This is a genomic window from Paenibacillus melissococcoides (genome assembly GCA_944800085.1).
Classification (GTDB): domain Bacteria; phylum Bacillota; class Bacilli; order Paenibacillales; family Paenibacillaceae; genus Paenibacillus_B; species Paenibacillus_B melissococcoides.
On sequence record CALYLO010000004.1, the window covers coordinates 172,736 to 191,745 of the forward strand.

The 19,010-nt window shown below is 52.8% G+C and carries 14 protein-coding genes and 2 pseudogenes; 13 read left to right on the forward strand and 3 right to left on the reverse strand.

The window, feature by feature from the left end:
• Positions 1-119: 119 nt before the first annotated feature.
• Both OCY70_RS15405 and OCY70_RS15410 read right to left on the reverse strand, forming a co-directional pair.
• A pseudogene (locus tag OCY70_RS15405) lies at positions 120-2,432 on the reverse strand (S9 family peptidase).
• 337 nt (positions 2,433-2,769) lie between these two features.
• Positions 2,770-3,543, reverse strand: a complete 774-nt coding sequence (locus OCY70_RS15410) for an effector binding domain-containing protein (protein ID WP_213426706.1) — start codon at positions 3,541-3,543, stop codon at positions 2,770-2,772.
• 167 nt (positions 3,544-3,710) lie between these two features.
• Between OCY70_RS15410 and OCY70_RS15415 the strand changes: the two genes are divergently transcribed.
• From OCY70_RS15415 to OCY70_RS15430, 4 genes are all read left to right on the forward strand, one after another.
• Entirely contained in the window at positions 3,711-4,475 is a 765-nt protein-coding gene (locus OCY70_RS15415) for a TrmB family transcriptional regulator (protein WP_261944946.1), read from the forward strand.
• Positions 4,476-4,640: 165 nt separating this feature from the next.
• Positions 4,641-6,269, forward strand: coding sequence for an ATP-binding protein (locus OCY70_RS15420; RefSeq protein ID WP_213426708.1), 1,629 nt, complete (start codon positions 4,641-4,643; stop codon positions 6,267-6,269).
• Positions 6,266-6,988, forward strand: a complete 723-nt coding sequence (locus OCY70_RS15425) for a response regulator (protein WP_213426709.1) — start codon at positions 6,266-6,268, stop codon at positions 6,986-6,988. The genes OCY70_RS15420 and OCY70_RS15425 overlap by 4 nt, the downstream gene beginning before the upstream one ends.
• A 163-nt stretch (positions 6,989-7,151) precedes the next feature.
• A complete protein-coding gene (locus OCY70_RS15430) occupies positions 7,152-8,483 on the forward strand; it encodes a CitMHS family transporter (protein ID WP_213426710.1) in 1,332 nt (443 codons plus the stop codon).
• 83 nt (positions 8,484-8,566) lie between these two features.
• Here the strand turns inward: OCY70_RS15430 and OCY70_RS15435 are convergent, their stop codons facing one another.
• Entirely contained in the window at positions 8,567-9,838 is a 1,272-nt protein-coding gene (locus OCY70_RS15435; RefSeq protein WP_213426711.1) for an esterase/lipase family protein, read from the reverse strand.
• Between the two features lie 385 nt (positions 9,839-10,223).
• On the opposite strand from OCY70_RS15435, the gene OCY70_RS15440 reads away from it, so the two are divergent.
• From OCY70_RS15440 to hpaE, 9 genes and pseudogenes are all read left to right on the forward strand, one after another.
• Entirely contained in the window at positions 10,224-10,892 is a 669-nt protein-coding gene (locus OCY70_RS15440) for a GntR family transcriptional regulator (protein WP_213426764.1), read from the forward strand.
• A gap of 226 nt (positions 10,893-11,118) precedes the next feature.
• Positions 11,119-11,588: pseudogene (locus OCY70_RS15445) on the forward strand (flavin reductase family protein).
• Positions 11,589-11,799: 211 nt separating this feature from the next.
• Complete coding sequence (locus OCY70_RS15450; RefSeq protein WP_213426712.1) at positions 11,800-12,999, forward strand: ABC transporter substrate-binding protein; 1,200 nt, start codon at positions 11,800-11,802, stop codon at positions 12,997-12,999.
• A 33-nt stretch (positions 13,000-13,032) separates the two neighbouring features.
• Positions 13,033-13,914: a branched-chain amino acid ABC transporter permease gene (locus OCY70_RS15455; protein WP_213426713.1), complete on the forward strand. Its 882-nt coding sequence runs from the start codon at positions 13,033-13,035 to the stop codon at positions 13,912-13,914.
• Between the two features lie 9 nt (positions 13,915-13,923).
• Positions 13,924-15,006, forward strand: coding sequence for a branched-chain amino acid ABC transporter permease (locus OCY70_RS15460; protein ID WP_213426714.1), 1,083 nt, complete (start codon positions 13,924-13,926; stop codon positions 15,004-15,006).
• Complete coding sequence (locus OCY70_RS15465; protein WP_213426715.1) at positions 14,972-15,754, forward strand: ABC transporter ATP-binding protein; 783 nt, start codon at positions 14,972-14,974, stop codon at positions 15,752-15,754. Before OCY70_RS15460 ends, OCY70_RS15465 begins: the two co-directional genes overlap by 35 nt.
• On the forward strand, positions 15,754-16,524 hold the full coding sequence (locus OCY70_RS15470; protein ID WP_213426716.1) for an ABC transporter ATP-binding protein: 771 nt from the start codon (positions 15,754-15,756) through the stop codon (positions 16,522-16,524). The genes OCY70_RS15465 and OCY70_RS15470 overlap by 1 nt, the downstream gene beginning before the upstream one ends.
• A complete protein-coding gene (gene hpaI, locus OCY70_RS15475) occupies positions 16,521-17,453 on the forward strand; it encodes a 2,4-dihydroxyhept-2-ene-1,7-dioic acid aldolase (protein ID WP_213426717.1) in 933 nt (310 codons plus the stop codon). Before OCY70_RS15470 ends, hpaI begins: the two co-directional genes overlap by 4 nt.
• Positions 17,454-17,480: 27 nt before the next feature.
• Positions 17,481-18,980: a 5-carboxymethyl-2-hydroxymuconate semialdehyde dehydrogenase gene (hpaE, locus tag OCY70_RS15480; protein WP_213426718.1), complete on the forward strand. Its 1,500-nt coding sequence runs from the start codon at positions 17,481-17,483 to the stop codon at positions 18,978-18,980.
• The last annotated feature ends 30 nt before the right edge of the window (positions 18,981-19,010 follow it).

Consider the following 19,010-nt stretch of genomic DNA (forward strand, 5'->3'; position numbering starts at 1 on the left):
CGAGGCGGACGTACCCGAACAAAAGCCCGCGAAGCCCCCCTGCACATCGCAGAGGAACCTCCCGGGCTTCTTTTTCTTCGGAATCAAGCCTTATAGCGAAATCCGGCCAGTGTCCTTGCTTATTTCTTCAAATGTTCGTCGAGGAACTTGATCATCGCGTTATAGAACTCGATCCGGTTCTCCTCGTTGTTGAATCCGTGTCCTTCGTTGTCCTTCAGCATGTACTGGACATCGACGCCCCGCTTCTTCAGCGCTGATCCGATTCCGCCTGATTGACGCGCGGGTCGTTGGCTCCCTGAGCGACGAAGAGCGGCGTCTTGATGCGGTCGGCATGGAAGACCGGCGAGACGGCTTTCAGCAGGTCCTTGTCTTGCTCCGGATGGCCGACCCGTTCATAGAACATATTGCGGAACGTCTCCCAGTACGGCGGCAGCGTCTCCAGCAGCGTAAAGATATTCGAGACCCCGACATAGTCGACGGCAGCGGCATACAGATCCGGGGTGAAGGTAATGCCGGCCAAGGTCGCGTATCCGCCGAAGGATGCGCCGTAGATGCCGATGCGATCCGGATCGGCGATGCCTTGCTTGATGGCCCACTGCACGCCATCGGTAATATCATTTTGAATGTTCCGTCCCCACTGCTTGTTGCCGGCATTCAGGAATTCCTTGCCATAGCCCGTAGACGAGCGGAAGTTCACCTGCAGGACCGCATAGCCGCGGTTCGCCAGCAACTGCACCTCCGGATTGAAGCCCCACATGTCCCGCGCCCATGGCCCGCCATGCGGATTGACGATAAGCGGCAAGTCCTCCGGCTTCTTGTTCTTCGGCAGCGTCAAATATCCGTGAATCGTCAGACCGTCCCGGCTCTGATAAGAGATCGGATGCATATCGGCCATCAGCTCCGGCTTCAGCCACGGGCTCAGATTGGCCAGCTCCGTCAACTGATCGGTCGTGGAATCGTAATAGTAATACCGGCCGTAGGTCTTGTCATTCGACACACTGACGATGAACTTGTTCATGTCCTGGTTGTAATCGTTAATGCCGATTTCGCTTTCGCTCACCTTCAGCTTCGCCATCAGCTTGCGGTACAGCCCTTCGAATTCGCTATCGAAAAAATGCAGATGAGCCTTGTCTGTCACATAAGCCGCATAGAGCAGACGGTCCCGCTTCGAATCATACATCGCGTTCGCAATATCGACTTCGGGATGCTCGAAGAGCACCTTCTCGTTCGCTTGCAGATCGAAGCGCACGAGGGCCGCCTTATCCCGTCCTTGATTGGATACGGCGAGGACCGATTGATTATCCTGCGTAAAGCCAAGCAGGCTCACTTCGTCTCCGGCATTCAGCTTCAGGAAGGAGCGGAATTCCTCCTTATCCGAATCGCGGTACATAATTTCGCCCACGACCCCGTCCGATACGACGGCCATCCGGATATTGCCGTTGCGATCCGCGAGCCAGCCCTGGACGTTGCCCGGATTTTTGGCGACGAGCTGAAGCGCGCCTGTCTTGATGTTCAGCTTGTAGACATCGAAGACGGTTTTATTCTCTTTGTTCAAGGTGACGAGAATCTCGTCCTTGACTCCCGACAGCAGGCTGACCAGGCCGGCCTGCACCCCGGAATACGGGGTCAGGTCCTTCTCCTGCGCTCCATTGAAGCTGGACGAGTAGATGTGGAAGTTTTCATCCCCGCCGTTATCTTTGACATACAAGAGCGTGTCGCCTTTCCAGAAAAAGCCCGCGATATCCCGATCCTTGGAGCTGGTGACCCGCTCCGGCTCGCCGCTGCCTCCCATGTTCTTCACGAATACGTTGGCCCGGTTCTCCCACGGCGCCATAAACGTCAAATAATTGCCGTCCGAAGAGATCTGGTAGGCGAGGCTGCCCGGATTGCGCATGAAGTCCTCGACCGGGATCGGAGCGACGCCCTTATCGTCGATCGAGGCTAAGCGCAGCTTCTTCACGTTGTCCAGCGCTGCGGCCGCTTCTCTTAAGCTAATCGCCTCGTCGGCACGGAGGCTGCCGTCGCGATAGCCGTGCAGAAGACCGAGCGATTTTGCCTGCTCCGCATAGCCGGACAGGCTGCTCTCTCCGCTGTCTTGCCCGAAGGAGCGAACCAGAATGCGGGCGGCCTCGCCGCGCGTAATCGCCTCATCCGGGGATGCGAGCCCGGAGCCAGCCCTCCTCCTGCGCGACCTTCATCGGATCAACGCCATGCTTGTACGTGAGCGCCGCCACCGCATAGCGGATGAAATCATTGGCCGTGACCTTGGCAGTCAAATCGGCCTTGGCATCGACGGCTCCTGCCGTGACGAGCGAATTCACGCCATGTTCATACCAAGGCTCGGCGGAGCCTTTCTCTGCTCCCATGACGGTCAACGGCATGGAGCATGCCATGACTGCGGCCAGCACAGCCGCTACAATTTTTTTCTTCAACTTGACCCTTCCCCCTTCATGACTATGGAAGACATGCGAACATGCCGCTTTTCTCTTCCATGTTCCAGCGGCTTTCCTCCTTCAACGTCAGGCGGGCGTTAGCGCGGCAGCGATTATGTAGTATGGGCTTGACGGCCGATGTTCCGATATCCGCATGCGTCAATGCCCGCAATGAGTACCTTCTTTCTTCTATTATAGCCATCACACCGACCTAGGCGTTGTCAGACTGGGCCGCTCTTCTTAGTAATACGGGCGACCGGAAGAAAAGTTGGGGAAAATTTTTCCCTTGCGTGGAACAGCAGCAGCACCGAGCCGTCTGGCCCGGTGCTCCGCATCCTTATTGCACCGCGATATAAATATCCACCTGTGCGTCTTCCGGATTGGCGCTCCGCTCGTCGTAGCGCTCGAAATCTCCGGTGAACGTGCGCGTCATCCCCGAGGATGCGGCCCATTTCCAGATAGCTGCCCATGCTTGCGGCACGACCTTGGTCACAGGACCGCGTTCCGTTGTAAATACCGCATACTTCGCCGCGGGAACGGTGACCGCCGCGATACCTTCCGGCAGCGCCGCATCGGTAATGACGCTCGTGCCGATCAGCATCGAATAATCTCCGGACGCCCCGTTCTCATAGTCATGATAACAGCCGTAGACGACGCCGGGCTCGGCGGCATTCGGAATGCGCGCCAGCAGGCCCTCCTCCCAGAATCGCTCCCACATCTGCGGAATGACCGCTTCCGGCGTGTATTCGAGCATATTCGAGGTACGGGCCGAGATGCCGGCCAGCATCATCTCTCCGCGCTCGATGATTTTGACCGGCTGCAGCTTCGGAATCGCTGAATCTGCTTGATCAGCCCATCGCTTTAGCGTCGGAAGATAGTTCTTCAGCATTGCTCGCGCAGCTTGCTCTTCCATCCCGTTCTCGACCACGAAGGGGACGCACACCTCGATCATCTCTTCCATCGTTATATCCGGCTGCTTGAAGGCTCCCCCTTCGTAGCAATAGATGCAGTAATCCTGCACTTTGCCGTTCTCCTTGTCCGTTCCAAGCTGTTCCTCGCTGTGCAGCGGCATTCCGCAGCTTTGGCATTCGCGTTGCATCGTTTGTTCCATGAACAGTCACCCCTCATTCTGTGATGGCTTTAGTATACGCCATGGAACTTGACAACCCTGTGTCAGGTTTGGACGGAAGAGATAAGATAATCGACCATAGAACATGGTAAAATAAATGACAGGTAACGATACGGCGTAGGATGAGAACGAAGGAAGAAGGAGGAGCCATGCTTCAGAAATTTGGATTTTCCCAATATGAAAGCAAAGTATACGAGGCGCTCGTCTCCAGCGGCGAACCGATGGATGCGACGACGGTCGTGAAATATTCGGGCGTCCCCAAAGCGAAAATCTATGAGGTGCTGGCCCGGCTTATCGACAAGGGCGTCGCGTCCGACACCATCTCCGGCAAGAAGAAGCTGTATGCGGCGCTGCCGCTGGAGGCCGTCATCGACAAGCTGGCCCAGGAATTCGAGAACAGCATTGCCCAGCTCCGGCGAAGCAGCGAACGCAGGGCGCATGTCGACGATCAGGTGTGGACCATCAAATCGGACACGAGCATTCAAGCTTACGGCAAGCATCTGATCGAGGGAGCGGAGCGATCGATTCTGATCTCGATGTGGAAGGACGACTTCGCGGCCTATGTGCCGCTGTTGGAACGGAAGGAGCGGGAGGGGGTCCGCGTCGAGGCGATGGTGACCGGGTACCATGTGCCGCAGGCCCGGCTGTCGAAGCTGCATACCCTTACGCCGACGGACGAGCATCAGCGGCTGGAGCGGTTCGCGATCATCGTCGTCGACGGCGAGAGGCTGATGTTCGGCGGACTCGACCACGGGAACTGGCAGGCGATGCATACGGGCGCGCAGCCGTTCGTCACCTTCTTCACGGAGTTTTTCTATCATGATGTCGCGCTGGCGGCCATCTCGCAAAAATATTATGACGAGCTGATGCAGGACGAGGAGATGAAGGCCCTGCTGATGCAGCTTCGTTATTAGAATCGCAAACACTCTTGCACGGCGCTGCCGCTGCGGGAGTGTTTTTATGTTGCGTTCCATACGGGCCTTATCCCTTCTGCTCAGATAAGCGGATCATGATATAATGGAATTATTTGACGATAGGATAGCTCAAAACTAATGATTTCAATTTTTAGGAGTAATCGAATGACCCGGATATGGAATCTAAAATGGAACTTACGGTTGAAGATGATTGTGCTCATCAGCCTCTTGATTATTGGAATCTGCGCGATTTTCGGGGTGTTTCTGGAACGTTTTATATGGAAGCTGGCCGAGGATCAGACCGGAAAAAGAGCGTTGAATCTGGCGCAAAGCGTCGCGAATATCCCGGAAATCCAAAGAGCTTTCCGCTTGGACAGCCCCTCCGCGGTGATTCAACCGATCGTGCAGCGGATTCAGCGGGAGACGGGCGCGGAATTTATTGTGGTCGGGGATACGCAGGAAATCCGGCAATCCCATCCCAACTCGAGCATTATCGGAGCGAAAATGGTCGGCAGCGATAATGACAGGGCCTTGCGTCATGGCGAGTCGTACGTCTCGAAGAAGGAAGGAACGCTCGGGTTGTCGATTCGGGGGAAGGTGCCCATTTTCGATGAAGGCCAGATCGTAGGGGTCGTCTCGGTCGGGTTTCTCAATAATGATGTGCACCGCATCGTGGCGGACCAGAGCAAATCCCTCTGGCTGACCTTGAGTCTCATTATTCTGTTCGGCATCGCGGGGGCTGTCTTCACTGCTTCTTATATCAAAAAATTATTGCATAATATGGAGCCCGAGGAGATCTCTCATCTGTATCTTCAGAAGGAAGCGATTCTGCAGTCCACGCATGAAGGCATTATCGCGGTGGATAATGAGGGGGCCATTACCGCGATGAATAAAGCGGCCAAGGAGATTTTGTTCACGGATTTGGCGCGGCAGCAAAAAAATTATGCGGGCGCATCCATTCAACAGATTGTTCCTTCCTTGAACCGGGATGCGCATGGCAAGCAGACAAGCCGCTCGGTGAACCGGGAAATGGTGCTGGGCGAAGATGTCGTGCTCGTCAACCGGACGCCCATTGTCCGTCAAAATGCAGTAACGGGGAGCGTCTATACGTTCCGCAAAAAGACGGAGCTGGAGACGGTGACGGAGGAGCTGTCCCGCATTAAGCAATACGCGAATGCGCAGCGGGCGCAGACGCATGAGTACTCCAACAAGCTGCATATCATCCTGGGGCTGGTGCAGAGCCGGCGGCATAAGGAAGCGATCGATTTTATTAAAAAGGAAAGCAATATGCAGCAGGCCAGGTTAACGTTTTTATCGGAAAAGGTAGCGGCCCCTCTGCTTCAGGCCTTATTTCAGGGAAAGTTCAATCAAGCCAATGAGCTCGGCATCTCCATGGTCATCCATCCGGACAGCCGCTTGGAATGTTCCTTAACAGAGGAGAAGCAGGATGCGCTGTTAACCGCGCTCGGCAACGTCATCGAAAATGCGCTGGAGGCGGTCAAGCAGAAGGAGGACGGCCAGCGTAAGGTGGCCATCTTTTTTACGGATATCGGGGACGATTGCATTTTTGAAATTGAAGATTCCGGTCCGGGGGTGGCCGAGACGGATATCCCCCGCCTTTTTGAACAAGGATTTTCAACGAAGCAGGGCAGCCATCGGGGCACGGGCCTGGCGCTCTCGAAGCTGATGCTCAATGGCGTTGGCGGCGAGATTTGGTTAGAAGCCGGGGAAGGGGAGCTCGGAGAAGCTTGTTTTATGATCATGATGCCAAAAGATGAAAGGGGATCGCATTGAAGGACTTGTTTTCGGTGCTGATTATCGAGGATGACTTTCGAGTAGCGGATATTCATCGGCAATATGTCGAAAAAACAGCCGGCTTTGCCGTTCCAGACGTCGCCAAGAGCCGTAAAGAAGCGCTGGAATATATGGAAAGCGGCGAAACGGTTCCGGATCTTATCCTGTTGGATGTCTATATCCCGGACGTGGAAGGGATGAACCTGTTGTGGGAGCTTCGCCAGTCCAGTCATGACACCGATATCATTATCGTCACGGCGGAGAAGGAAGCCAGGTCGGTTCAGGAAGCGCTTCGCGCCGGCGTGTTCGATTATATCGTCAAGCCGGTAGACGAGGAACGCTTCAGCCTTACCTTGACAAAATATAAGGAATACCGGAGCATGCTGCGCTCCACCAAAGAAATGGAGCAGAGCGACATCGACGCTGTATTCGGCCTGCATCGCGCTTCGGGCTCTTCCGTCAGGGCGGATGCGGTGCTCCCGAAGGGGATCGACTCGATCACGCTGGACAAGATTCACCGCGTCTTCACGCACAAGGAGATCGGGGGGATTACGGCTGTTGAATTAAGCGCCGAGCTCGGCATCAGCCGTTCCACGGCGCGGCGTTATTTAGAATATTTAGTGTCCTTGAAGATGGTACAGACAAAGCTCATCTATGGCACGGTAGGAAGGCCGGAACGAAAATATATCCTCTGTGAAACTTATGAACAAAATCGATAAAATGAAAAATATTGTTCTTATGGCTGCAATATTTATCGTCCGCTTTATCCGTGATAAATTTCATACTAATCTGAACGGATGTTTTGTTTACCGCGAATTGTAAACGCATTCATCCATTTCGGAATGGCAAGTAACGCCGCGATCACGGAAAGGGGATGTCATATTGAGTCTGAGCTTGATTGGTCTGATTACGATTTTAATTATTGTCGCCTTGCTTATCAGCGGCAAAGTGACCCCGATTGTTGCCATGGTCATACCACCGATACTTGGCGCATTACTCGCGGGGTATAGTTTTACGGAAATCGGCGGCTTTTTTGGAAACGGCGTCAGCTCGGTTATCCAGGTTGCGATTATGTTTATTTTCGCGATTATCTTTTTCGGCATTATGCAGGATGTGGGACTCTTTGATCCATTAATCAATAAAATGGTCGCTTTTTCGCGCGGAAGCATCATTACGGTAAGTGTCGGAACGGTTTTGGTGGCCGCGATTGCCCATTTGGACGGCTCGGGCGCCTCGACCTTTTTAATTACGATTCCCGCGCTGCTGCCCGTGTATAAACGCTTGCACATGAATCCTTATCTGCTGCTCCTCTTGGTCGGGGGAAGCGCCAGCATTATGAATATGATTCCGTGGGCGGGCCCGCTGGGCCGAACGGCTACCGTCCTGGAAGCGGATGTCACGGAATTATGGCAGCCGCTCATTCCGATCCAGATCATCGGCATGGTGCTCATGCTTGGATTGGCCGTACTTCTCGGCATCCGGGAGAAGCGAAGAATCATCCGAAAGTATGGCTCGTTGGAGGTGGCGGCTGCGCTTGAAGCGACCGCGGCCGCGCCGGATGCTTCCGCTTCCGTCCAGACCGGGCAGGCGAACGGCCTCGCCCGCCCCGGCTTGCTGTGGGTCAACGCTTGCCTGGCTATCGCGGTCGTTGGCGTGCTCGTGGCCGGAATTATCCCGGCGGGCCTCGCCTTCATGATTGGGGTAAGCATCGCCCTGCCGCTTAACTTCTTCAAGGTGAATGATCAGCTGGAACGGCTGCGCGCCCATGCGCCCAATGCGCTCACGATGGCCTCGATTATTCTTGCGGCCGGTTTATTTTTGGGCATCCTGAACGGAACCGGCATGCTCACGGCCATTGCCAATGACGCCGTGACGATACTCCCGGTAAGCATTGCGCCTTACCTGCATATTATCGTCGGCTTGTTGGGCGTGCCGTTCGATTTAATTTTGAGCACGGATGCGTACTACTTCGCCCTCCTGCCCGTCGTCGATCAGATTGCTTCCGGCTTCGGCGTCGCTTCGCTGTCCACGGCGTACGCGATGGTGATCGGCAATATCGTCGGCACGTTCGTGAGCCCGCTGTCCCCGGCCCTGTGGCTGGCGCTGGGGCTAGCGGGCCTGGAGATGGGCCGCCATATCCGCTATTCGCTGTTCTGGATATGGGGCATCAGTATGGTTCTTGTCGTTATTGCTCTATTTATAGGAATTATTTAAAGATGAATAGCAGGACTTAATTGTTACTTGTCCATGGACCTTGATTGGCTTGGCGCCGGTCAAGGTTTTTGTTTTGGGCTCCCTCAATCCCCAACAGGCAAACCCGCAAGCATTTTCGCTATGTTGTGAAAAAAATCGTCCACAGGTTTCATTCCCAATCCCACAACATCAAGATGATCCCAGGAATCCATGAGGCCCATATAGTTCCATTTTCCGCGCTGCGGCTTTCCGCGATAAGTCACGATTTGATCGGTTGAACCGTTTTTCGGCCCGTTCATGGAAATCGTGTTGATCAGACCATCATTCGGCCACCATGTCCGATCGATGGTGACGTGCCCCGGGGCATGATAGGTAAAGGAGCCGACAAAAAAGCTGGACGGCAATAAAAACGGATTCATGAACGTTTTCGGCACATGCCATCCCAATAGCGGCACCCGATAGGATTTGTTGGCCGCGATCGAGAAGTAGTAGACGCGGGGCTGCGCCTGTACCCGCTCGTTCAATGCTTTGGCCCCGTCAGGGCTTAAATCCCACTGCGAGCTGTCCTTCGATAGCGTCCAGAATTCGCTGTTTAGGACGCGTTTGGAATAACGGAGCCATGATTCATCGGGCAATCGCTTCAGCCCCCATTGATCCAATTTGAAATCATATAAGGGCTGCTCAAAATTACCGACGGCTGCGGCAACCACGCCTATCAACTGGTGGGTATAGGGAGCGACTCCTTCGACGAAATGCGTGAAGCTGGTGCCGTCATGGGGCGTGGCGATGGACACGAGACTGCTTACATGCTCCAGCGGCCGATCGCTAAATAATGGCGATAGCTCAGATGCAGCGGTAACATCGCGTTCGGCGGCGTCTCCGTTCTCCAGCAGATGGACCAGTATCCGTGCGGTTTGTCCCCCCATGCTATGGCCGATCAGATGAATCTTCTTCGGCTGTCCCGTCTCCGGATCGATCTCTCCCCACTCCGGATACAGACCTTCATACGTCCGTCCATATCGCGAATGACCGTACATTTCCGAGTGGGCTTTGCCGTAATCCACGGTTCCTCCCTTAATCTGCGCAAATAACTCGCAGGCCCGATCCCAATTGCTCGATACCGTTCCTACCGTGGCCGTGAATACGGAATATCCGTCTTTACGCAGCTTCTCTTGGATATCGCCGAATCCGCCCCAGTATTTAAAACCAAACATCTCGTCTCTACCCCAGCCTCCAAAGCCATGGACGAGCACGATGGGGTAATCATTGTTGGCATGTGTGGCCTGTGCGCGGGCAGACGGCAAGCCAACATGACAAATAATAGAGTAGAAAAGAAGAAAGAAGAGCGCCACATAAAGTGACCGTTTGCGGTTCATAAACAGCCTCCTTCGCATTGTAATCGCTTTCAACGAGCTTGTTGTCAAATTTCTGTCTCATTTTCTGCTGCACTGGTGCTGCACTGCTGCTGGATTCAGGAAGAAGAAATGGTACTCCTGGTGCGAGTATGCATGGCGGGTCGGTGTAACGTGGTGTAGCGGCAACTATGGTTATGTTCTACATACATATTTACCATATAAACCTATTGTTTACAACTATATTTAAATAAAACTTGACTGCTTCCGCTATACTCCCGGCACAGCCGTGTTTTCATTCGAATCTTAGCTTAACGCAGCCCGCATCTTGGTACAAGGTGGGGGTTATTTGGCGCAAACCTTATACAAAGCACTTGAAATCATATATGATATTATTTATGATTATCATATGAAAACGACAAAACCAAGTGTAAATAAGAAACAGTTAGCTTATGATTACATTCGCTCGCAAATTGTGAACGGCGTGTTCGGATCCGGCTATCGCATCGTGATTGATCAGATTGCCAAGGAGCTTAAACTTAGCATTATTCCCGTCCGGGAAGCGATTCGCCAGCTTGAAGCCGATGGCTTAATCCAATACAAGCCATACAGCGGCGCGATAGTCAGTAAAATCAACGAAGAAGAATATATGGAGACATTGGCCGTATTGGCAGTGCTTGAAGGATATGCGACTTCACTCAGTGCCAATCGAATGAACCCGGATGACATTCGGCTTCTGGAACAGATTAACCACAGCATGAGCGATGCATTGTATGAATTTGAGTTTGAACAATTCAGTGAATTGAATCGTAAATTCCATGATGTCCTTATCGACAATTGCGAGAATAAGTATTTGAAGGAACAAATACGTGATTGCTGGGATCGCCTCGGTCGAGTCCGCAAATCCGGTTTTCCCTTTATGCCCAAACGTGCCAAGGAATCAATAAAAGAACATGAACAGATGATCGCGATGATCAAGGAACAGAACCTTGATGAACAATTCGTGCGGCAGCATAAGCTCAATACCGTCAAAGCTTTTAAGGAGCGTACAGATTCGGATATCGTACTGGATACGTAGCCGCAGGACCTTTTGGGGTGCTTAATCAGCACTCCTTTTTTGCTATCAGGAGCAAATATTCGGATCGGTATGGAAGCCTGCGAGATTAAGCATTGCATGCTAAAGAGATATATGATCAATTGGATATATAATATATTAAAATATAAAATAAAATATAGTTTATAAGTTGAAATCATATATGATTTATTGTAAAATGAACTCATTCTAACGTATGGGAGGTTTTGGAATGGACGATAAAGCTTTTCGAAGGGCCATGGGCAAGTTTGCCACGGGCGTTACCGTCATCACGGCATGCTTGCAAGGGGAAGTTCACGGCATGACTGCAAACGCTTTCGTCTCGGTGCTTTGGATCCTAGGTTGATTTTGGTGTCGATAAGCAAGAATGCCAAAATGCTTGAAACGATGAAAGAATCCGGAGCATTTGCCGTTAGTGTCCTGAGTCAGGAACAGAAAGAAATGTCGGTATATTTTGCGGGTCAGGCGAAAGAGCGGCGGGAAATCGAATTTACGTGGGTGAACGACATGCCCGTCCTGCCCCATTCTCTTGCGGCGCTTGTCTGCGACGTGTATGATGCGCATGCCGCCGGCGACCACACTTTATTTATCGGGAAGGTTAATCATATAACGACACATGAGCTTGAACCCTTATTATTTTTTGGCGGCAACTATCGAATGCTGCAGGCCTCATCGCTCTAAACTCAATGGCCGCCCCACCTTTGTAAGACTCCCTCATCTAGAAATACCGCCACAACCACAGCTTTGTTCAGCTTCTTACGTATCAACCGCAATCTACCAATAAGCTTATACTATCGGGAGGCTGCTAACTTCCAGAGATATGCGCCCGGATGATGAGATATTGATGTCGAGAAAAGTATCCGCTTGCAATTCGGAATATGGGAGGATTTCTATGAAGAAGAGTTGGTCCATATTCATCAGCTTGCTGCTTGTATTCGTTCTGTCAGGCTGCGGGGGAGGGGATGCCAGCCGGACATCTTCGGCAGACGCTTCGCCATCGCATTCCTCGGCCAACAGTGCAGACACGATTAAAATCGGCGGTCTGTTCTCCGTGTCGGGAGGAGCCTCCACCCTTGGCAAGCCTCAGATGGATACACTCAAAATGCTAGTGGAAGAAGCCAATGCGTCCGGAGGCATCGGCGGCAGAATGATCGAGCTGTATACGTATGATGATAAGTCGGATCAGAACGAAGCCGTCCTGAATATGAAGAAATTGCTGGAGCAGGACAACGTGTCGGTTGTGATCGGGGGCACCATATCCGGCAATGCGCTGGCCATCATTCCCCTCGCGGAAAAGGCAAAGGTTCCCCTCATCGCCGTAGCAGCGAGCAAAAACATTAATGTCCCGACGAAACCGTTTGTCTTCAAAACAGCCCAGGGTGACGATCTGGTCGTCCCGCGTGTCATTCAATATGCCAAAGAACATAACCTGACCAAGATTGCCTGGATCAATGTGGACAATTCCTTCGGTTCCAGCGCGCATGAAGAATTCAAGAATATGGCGTCTGAGGCAGGAATTACGATTGTCATCGAAGATGTGTTTGAACCTACAGTGAACGATGCGAAGCCGATGCTGACACGTGTGAAGAATGCCAAGCCGCAAGCCATCATCATCTGGGGCACAGCGCAGGAGTCGGCCATCGTAACGAAGAACGTGCGTGAGCTGGGGATTGACTTGCCTATTATTGAGTCCCACGGCATTGCGAATTCCCAATTCATTGAGCTTGCGGGCGATGCTGCAGAAGGCGTCGTGTTTCCGGCAGGCAGCCTGCTCGTCTCCAGTCAGCTAGCGGATGACAATGCACAGAAGAACGTGCTGGAGCAGTATAAGAAGCAGTTTGAAGACAAATTCGGGTATGAAACGAGCACCTTTGGCGGTCATGTCTGGGATGCGTTTGAAATGATTAAGCGAGCGGCGGAGACGGCAGGCACGGACCCGGTTGCACTGCGGGATGAATTGGAAAGCGGGACGAAGGACCTTGTAGGTGTGAGCGGAGTCTTTACCATGTCGGCCAATAACCATAATGGACTGAAGCCGGATGCGCTGTCGATGATCGAGATTAAAGATAAGAAATGGAAATTGACAAAGTAGGGGACGAACATGATTTGGGGGAGGACATGACGAATGGGGTTCCATGAGCAAATCATTCAATTAATCATTTCGGGATTAACGATTGGCAGTATCTATGCGTTAATCGCGACAGGGTTCGTCATTACGTACAACATTACGGGTGTATTGAATTTTGCTCAAGGGGAGTTTGCCATGCTCGGGGCCATGATCGCCATTTCGCTCGTTGCTGCAGGGCTCTCCTACATGCCGGCCTTTATCATGGCCATTCTGATCGTGCTGGTTAGCGGCGCGCTGTTCGAGCGGGCAGCGATTCATCCGGCCAGACTTGCCAAGGGCTCGGCCATGATTATTATTACGATCGGCGTTGCGATTGCCGTCCGCGGGATTGCGCTCCTCATCTGGGGGACCGATCCGAAGATGCTGCCTCCTTTTACTCCGGGTGAACCGTTCAACCTGTTCGGGGCCGTCGTTCAGTTACAGAGTCTCTGGGCCATCGGGGTAGCCATGCTTAGCTTAATTGCGATGTATGTTTTCTTTAAGCGAACATTTATGGGCAAGGCGGTAACCGCCTGTGTAATCAATCGCTTTGCAGCCCGGTTAATGGGAATCAAGCCGGAGAAGATGTCGCTGTTGTCGATCAGCGCAAGCGCCGCGCTCGGAGCGATCGGCGGCATTATTATCGCCCCTATCTCCGGCGCCTCTTACGAGATGGGCCTCATGCTCGGGATGAAGGCGTTCATCGCCGCTGTGATCGGCGGACTGACGAACGCTCCGGCAGCGATTGTCGGCGCCTTGATCGTCGGTCTGCTTGAAGCGTTCACGGAGGGATTGTGGTCCAGCGGTTACAAGGACCTCGTCATTTTTGGGGTGTTGCTGCTCGTCTTGTTCTTTTTGCCTAACGGCCTGTTTGCCAAAATATCAGGTAAGCGAGTATAGGAGGCCTTCATGATCAAATCAGGAACAGGTGATGTATATAATCGGAGTTTGACGGGAATTGCCGCTGTTGCCTTGTTGCTGGCAATCATTCCGCTCTTCTCTCCGTCAGCCTATATTCTAAGCACTTTGGTCATCATCGGGCTTTATGCTTTGGTGGGCACGGGTCTCGGCATGCTGATGGGGTATGCAGGTCAAATATCGTTGAGTCACGCCGCGTTTTATGGAGTCGGCGCTTATTCATCTGCTTTCGTTACGGTAAAGCTGGGCATGCCGCCGCTGGCAGGCATGGCGGTCGGCATAGTGCTGGCAGCGCTCATTGCTTATATCGTCGGCATCCCTACACTCCGGTTAACCGGTCATTACTTGGCGCTCGCCACGCTCGGGTTCGGAATGATTATGTTTGCCTTGTTCAAGCAGCTCAAGGGGATCACCGGAGGGCTGGACGGGTTTCTTAATATACCGTCATTATCCCTATTCGGTCTAAGGATTGATACGGACGTTCAATATTATTACGTCGTATGGTGCTTGGCGCTTCTCGGTATTCTGGCTGCCCGGAACATGATTCATTCCCGTGTCGGCCGCGCACTGCGCTCGATTGAGAGCAGCGAAATTGCATCCGCCTCGATTGGCATTGATACCCAAAAATACAAATTGCAAGTGTTTGTGATGAGTGCCGTTTTTGCCTCGATTGCCGGAAGCGTATATGCCCATTATATTTCGTTTATTAACCCGATGCTCTTTCATTCCAACGCATCTATCCAATTTCTGATCATGTCGGTTCTGGGAGGAGGGACAAGCATATGGGGCGGGTTTGTTGGCGCGCTCGCTTATGTAACGCTCGGCGAAGCGTTGAAGGATATCATGCCGTTCGTCCTGCCGAACGTCAGCGATGAATTCAACATTATATTTTTCGGAATGCTCCTTGTTGCGATATTAATCTACCTGCCTGACGGGTTGGCGCCTGTGATTGGGAAGCTGGCGAGGAAGCTGAGACCGGCAGCGAAGCAGGAAGTCGAACGAGACCATCTGGCGGGTTCTTCGGGAGGTGAGAGCGGACATGGCAACGCGAGCGCCCCTTCTTCGGATGTGTAAGGTAACGAAATGGTTCGGTGGAGTCGCCGCGGTCGAAGCGGTTTCCTTTGATGTGTATCCAGGGCAAATCACGGCGGTCATTGGCCCGAACGGTGCGGGCAAGACGACCCTGTTCAATTTGATTACGGCCATTCTCCCGCTGACAAGCGGCCGCATCTTTTTGGAGAATACCGAGATTACCGGGATGAAAGCTCCGCAAATTGCGAGGTTAGGAATAACGAGAACATTTCAGAACCTGCAAATCTTCGGGAATATGTCCGTTGTCGAAAATGTGATGACAGGCGCGCACACGCAGCTCAAGACGGGGATGATACGGTCGGCATTCCGGCCGCCTGCGGTAAGCCGCGAGGAACGAAGGGCACATGATAATGCGCTGAAGCTATTGGAGAATGTGGGATTGGTTGAATATGCCTATGAAGAAGCAGACAAGCTCCCTTACGGCAATCAACGGCTTCTTGAAATCGCCCGGGCTGCGGCATCGGCCCCCAAGCTGATATTGCTTGATGAACCGATGGCTGGCTTAAATCCGCAAGAATCCAAGAAGCTGGTAACCACAATCGAACGAATGCAGGCGGAGGGGATGACATTTCTGTTCGTTGAGCATGACATGGACACCGTGATGTCGATGGCGGATCATATCGTTGTGCTTGATTTTGGCAAGAAGATTGCGGAAGGCACGCCGGAAGAAATCTACAATAACCCTGCGGTTATAGCCGCTTATTTGGGAGATGAGGAGATCGCGCTCTAATGCTGGAAGTAACGGGCTTGCATACGTATTACGGCCATTTACATGCTCTTAAAGGGATTTCATTCACCGTAAGGAAGGGAGAACTGCTGGCCATCGTCGGATCGAATGGAGCCGGAAAGAGCACGCTGTTGGGGACCTTGGCAGGAATGCTCCAACCAAGGGCAGGGAGGATGATGTTCGAAGGGGCTGATATTACGCGGCTCTCTGTGGAGCAGGTTGTCGCGAAGGGGATTTGTCTCGTGCCTGAACGGCGGCAAATCTTTGACTCTCTGTCTGTAAAGGACAATCTGTTGCTAGGCGCTTATCACCGCAGAAGGAAGGACAAGCGCCGAATCCAGCAAGACTATGATCAGGTGCTTGAGTTGTTCCCGAAGCTGAAGACGATGCTGTCGCGTCCGGGAGGCTTGTTGAGCGGCGGCGAACAGCAGATGCTGGCGATTGGCCGAGGCTTAATGTCCCGCCCTGCTGTCATGTTGCTGGACGAACCCTCGCTTGGACTTGCGCCGCTGATCGTCACAGATATGATGAACATTTTTGTACAGCTCAAGCAAGAAATCGGGACGACGATCATTCTCGTCGAACAAAATGTGAAGGCAGCGCTAGGCGTTGCAGATTATGCGTGCGTCATTGAGCGGGGAGAGATCGCATTGCATGGAGCAGCGGCGGAGATCATGGATCACCCCGATGTTCGACACGCGTATTTCGGCAAAAGCATGGCAGCGGAAGCGGAAACCATCCCAATACAGAACGAAAGGATGTTGGCAAAATGATCAACGCAAAAGAAATGAAACAACGATTGAGAGGTTCGATCTCGCCGATTGTAACTCCGTTTGACAGCAACAATCAAGTGGATTTGCAGGCGATGAGCGGCTTGATTGAATGGCATCTCGAATCCGGTTCTCATGGAATTTCGGTTACCGGAACGACCGGAGAGCCAAGCTCGCTCACGCTTGCGGAACGCGAGATGATTATGGAGCATGTCATTCGTACGGTCAATCAACGCGTTCCTATTGTTCCGGGCACGGGATCAACGAATCATGAGGAAGCGCTGCACTTGACGAAGCGTGCTCAAGAGATGGGGGCAGATGCGGCGCTTGTCATCGTGCCGTATTATAATCGTCCGAACCAGCAAGCATTATATCAACATTTCAGAACGATTGCCGATTCCGTGGATATTCCGATCATTCTGTATAATATCCCGGGCCGAACAGGCGTGAATTTGGAGGTAAGCACACTGGCCCGCCTGGTAGAAGATTGCAATAATATTGTCGGAATCAAAGAGTCCAACAAAGATTTCGAACATGTGAACCGGGTTCTCCATCGCTGCGGAAGGGATTTCCTGCTGTATTCAGGGATTGAGTTGTTGTGTTACCCGATGCTGGCGATCGGCGGGGCAGGCCACGTTGCCGCCACAGCGAACGTAGCGCCGAAGGAAGTCGCCGAGCTGTATAACCGCTGGACTGCCGGGGATGTTGAAGGCGCGGTGGAGCTTCATTACCATTTGCTGACGCTGAATGATGTTCTATTCAAGGATACGAATCCGGTACCGGTCAAGACGGCATTGGGCATGATGGGGAAAATCAATCCGGCCGTCCGGCTTCCGCTCGGACCGCCATCCGAAGCTCTTCGCCAGGAAATCGAGGACACGCTGGTTCAATACAGGATGTTAACCAAGCAAATGAATGCGTCTTCAGAATGAGAGACTCGGAGAGGAAGGAGAGAAGACATGAAGCAGTCACACACTCATATCGGCAACGTATTGCATTATATTAACGGCCAATTCGTAGAGAGCGTGTCTGGCCGCGCATTCAGCAACCTCAATCCGTTCAACAATGAGCCGATCAATGAAGTGGCGGAAGGATTCGCCGAGGATATCGGTCTTGCTGTCGCGGCAGCGCGCCAAGCGTTCGATGAAGGGCCATGGCGGACGATGCGCGTCAACGAACGAATGAAATATATCATCAAAATTGCCGAGCTGATAGAGAAATATGCGGAAGAACTCTCGTACCTGGAATCGCTGGATAGCGGCTTGCCGATTGCCCAGACGAAGAAGCAGGCCGAACGCGCGGCTGCCAATTTCCGCTTCTATGCAGAGATGGTCAAGACGCGTCTTGTCGGCGAATCGTATCAAGTGGACAACTCGTTTATCAACTATACGATTCATAAGCCGGTCGGTGTAGCGGGTTTGATTACACCGTGGAATGCGCCGTTCATGCTGGCCACCTGGAAAGTGGCTCCAACCCTCGCGACCGGAAATACTTGTGTCTTGAAGCCGGCCGAGTGGTCTCCGCTTACGGCGAACAAGCTGGCCGAGATTATTCATGAAGCCGGGTTGCCGCCGGGCGTATTCAATGTCGTCCATGGCTATGGCGAGACTTGCGGCGCGCCGTTAGTCGCTCACCCTGACGTGCAACTGATTTCTTTCACGGGGGAGACGACGACCGGTTCGGCAATCATTAAGAACGGTTCCGATACGCTTAAGCGCGTCTCGATGGAACTGGGCGGCAAGTCCCCGGCCATCGTATTCGAGGATTCCGATCTGGATACGGCATTGGACGCGGTCGTATGGCAGATTTTCTCCTTCAACGGAGAGCGGTGCACCGCCAATTCGAGACTGCTTATTCACGAATCCATTCATGATCCGTTTGTTGACAGGCTGAAGGACAGATTGCGGAACATTATCGTCGGCGATCCGCAAGATCCGGCAACGGAGGTGGGCCCGCTGATTCACCGCGAACATTATAACCATGTCATCCGGTATATCGACACAGCGCGGAAGGAGGGAGCAGAAGTCATCTCCGCTTCGATCCCTCAGGGGCTGAGCGCAGGCAATTATGTAGCGCCTACCCTTATTCTGAATGCCAACAATCAAATGACGGTTGCCCAAGAGGAAATATTCGGCCCCGTGCTCACCGTCATTCCCTTCTCCACCGAGGAGGAAGCGATCACAATGGCCAATGATTCCAAATACGGGCTGGCCGGTTATGTATGGACGAACGATATGAAGCGCGGACACCGGATGGCACAGCAGCTTGAGTGCGGGATGGTATGGCTCAACTCCCAAAATGTGCGGGATTTGCGTACGCCATTCGGCGGGACCAAAACAAGCGGAATCGGCAGAGAAGGGGGCCATTACGGGTTCGATTTCTATACGGAAACCCAGATCATTCACGTCGCGCTTGATGAACAGCATATTCCCGCTTTCGGCAAGAAGGCAGCCAGATAGTTATCTGACAGGCAGATCGCCTGATTCGAA

Bases quoted from the DNA above. Each gene is read 5' to 3' on its own strand.
- OCY70_RS15440 (WP_213426764.1), top strand. From the start codon at position 10,224: ATGAAAACGACAAAACCAAGTGTAAATAAGAAACAGTTAGCTTATGAT.
- OCY70_RS15420 (WP_213426708.1), top strand. From the start codon at position 4,641: ATGACCCGGATATGGAATCTAAAATGGAACTTACGGTTGAAGATGATT.
- hpaE (WP_213426718.1), top strand. From the start codon at position 17,481: ATGAAGCAGTCACACACTCATATCGGCAACGTATTGCATTATATTAAC.
- OCY70_RS15455 (WP_213426713.1), top strand. From the start codon at position 13,033: ATGGGGTTCCATGAGCAAATCATTCAATTAATCATTTCGGGATTAACG.
- OCY70_RS15450 (WP_213426712.1), top strand. From the start codon at position 11,800: ATGAAGAAGAGTTGGTCCATATTCATCAGCTTGCTGCTTGTATTCGTT.
- hpaI (WP_213426717.1), top strand. From the start codon at position 16,521: ATGATCAACGCAAAAGAAATGAAACAACGATTGAGAGGTTCGATCTCG.
- OCY70_RS15470 (WP_213426716.1), top strand. From the start codon at position 15,754: ATGCTGGAAGTAACGGGCTTGCATACGTATTACGGCCATTTACATGCT.
- OCY70_RS15460 (WP_213426714.1), top strand. From the start codon at position 13,924: ATGATCAAATCAGGAACAGGTGATGTATATAATCGGAGTTTGACGGGA.
- OCY70_RS15410 (WP_213426706.1), bottom strand. From the start codon at position 3,543: ATGGAACAAACGATGCAACGCGAATGCCAAAGCTGCGGAATGCCGCTG.
- OCY70_RS15465 (WP_213426715.1), top strand. From the start codon at position 14,972: ATGGCAACGCGAGCGCCCCTTCTTCGGATGTGTAAGGTAACGAAATGG.
- OCY70_RS15435 (WP_213426711.1), bottom strand. From the start codon at position 9,838: ATGAACCGCAAACGGTCACTTTATGTGGCGCTCTTCTTTCTTCTTTTC.
- OCY70_RS15415 (WP_261944946.1), top strand. From the start codon at position 3,711: ATGCTTCAGAAATTTGGATTTTCCCAATATGAAAGCAAAGTATACGAG.